2 protein-coding genes and 1 pseudogene are annotated in these 1,589 nt (G+C 70.8%); all 3 read right to left on the reverse strand.

Translation table 11 applies throughout. The annotated features are described in order from the left end of the window. Positions 1-53: 53 nt before the first annotated feature. The gene (locus tag AB0M73_RS49730; RefSeq protein WP_363907234.1) at positions 54-632 is read right to left on the reverse strand and encodes a hemerythrin domain-containing protein; all 579 of its coding nucleotides are present in this window, start codon (positions 630-632) and stop codon (positions 54-56) included. Beyond that, complete coding sequence (locus tag AB0M73_RS49735; RefSeq protein WP_363907236.1) at positions 629-1,114, reverse strand: DUF4383 domain-containing protein; 486 nt, start codon at positions 1,112-1,114, stop codon at positions 629-631. Before AB0M73_RS49735 ends, AB0M73_RS49730 begins: the two co-directional genes overlap by 4 nt. Before the next feature lie 59 nt (positions 1,115-1,173). After that, positions 1,174-1,589: pseudogene (locus tag AB0M73_RS49740) on the reverse strand (cytochrome ubiquinol oxidase subunit I); the annotation flags it as partial.

A 1,589-nucleotide genomic window follows, 5' to 3' on the forward strand; every position in this document is an offset into this window, starting at 1 on the left:
GCTGTTGGTGGTGCGGGGGTGAGGGGCGCCGATCGGGCGGCGCCCCTCACCGGTCAGTCGGACGTGCCGGTCGTGCTGCGGCCCATGGCCTTGCGGACCGCGTCCCGGACCCGGTCCACGATCGCCGTCGGCGTGCCGATGACGACGTTCGCGGCGCCGCTCTCCACGCCGGGATGCGGATGCGTCGGGGCGACGGCCTCCGCCGCCCGCATAGCCTCCGCCATCGCCTTGAGCCGGTCCCGGTCGTGCAAGGCGCGCAGCGCCGGGAACTCCTCACGCTCCTCGTGCTCGGCGTGCTCGGTCACGTCCTGGCGCAGCTGCCGGAAGGCGTCCATGAAATGCTCGGCGTCGGGGCCGAGCTTGTCGAGCTGCTGCAACACCTCCTTGGCGTCGTGCTCCTCCCGCAGCCGCTCCCGCACCACCTCTTGCACGCCCGCCTCGCGGGCGGCCGGGTGCACCACCTCCTCCTCGGCCGTCTCGTGCACGGCCAGCAGGTGCACCAGCTGCTCGAAGGCCAGCCGACGCTGGTCACCCGCGGACATCTCCACCTTGCTGAACAGGCCCTTGATCTCGCGATGCTGCCGCTCCAGCAGTTCGACGACGTCGAGGGCGTCGTCGGAGGTCGTGCTCACGCCTGCCTTCCCGTGACGTCGCCTGCGTCCGAACCGGCGGCAGCGCCGGCGCGGACGGTGCGGTAGGCGAGCAGCCCGAGTGCGATCATGCCGACCCCGAGGCCGAAGTGCAGCCAGTTGTCCGGGGTGTTCAGCGGCACGAAGTTGGCCTGGCTGGCCTGGTCGACGACCAGCCCGTAGATCCACAGGACCAGGTAGACCACGCCGCCGACCACCAGGTAGCCCGCCGCCGTGCGGGCCGTGCGGGCGAGCGCGATCCCGGCGACGCCGAACAGCAGGTGCACGATGTTGTGCAGCACGGAGACCTGGAACAGGCCCAACAGCTTGGCCATGGAGTCGTGCCCGGCGAAGCTCATCATGTCGTAGTCTGTGGTCGCGCCCGGGATGAAGCCCAGGACGCCGACCAGGAGGAACACCGCGCCGACGACCAGCGACAGCAAGGCGGCCGGGTTCCGGGGCGGGGCAAGTGGTTGTCTGCTCATGAGAACGCCTCGATTCTTCTTCGGTGCCGCCGACTACCCGCCCTGTCGGGCAGTACGCGTCACTTCTTCTTCGGGTCGCCCTGATCCGAGCCGGTGTCGGACTGCACGGTCGCTGCGCCCATCTCGGACGGCGCGGGGGTCGCCGTCACGTGGGCCTCGTCGCGCAGCCGGTCGGTCATGTGCGGGTAGTGCAGCTCGAACGCCGGGCGCTCGGAGCGGATGCGCGGCAGCGAGGTGAAGTTGTGCCGCGGCGGCGGGCAGGTCGTGGCCCACTCCAGGGAGTTGCCGAAACCCCACGGGTCGTCGGCCACGACCCGTTCGCCGTAGCGGTAACTGCGGAACACGTTCCAGATGAAGGGCAGCGTGGAGGCGCCCAGGATGTACGCGCCGATGGTCGAGACGGTGTTGAGCGTGGTGAAGCCGTCGCTGGCCAGGTAGTCGGCGTAGCGCCGCGGCATGCCGGCCGCGCCGAGCC

Origin of the sequence: Kutzneria sp. NPDC051319 (genome assembly GCF_040682195.1) — a bacterium.
Taxonomy (GTDB): Bacteria; Actinomycetota; Actinomycetes; order Mycobacteriales; family Pseudonocardiaceae; genus Kutzneria.

What these genes read in the sequence shown, in the direction of transcription:
- AB0M73_RS49735 (WP_363907236.1), bottom strand. Translation starts at nt 1,114, where the DNA reads ATGAGCAGACAACCACTTGCCCCGCCCCGGAACCCGGCCGCCTTGCTG.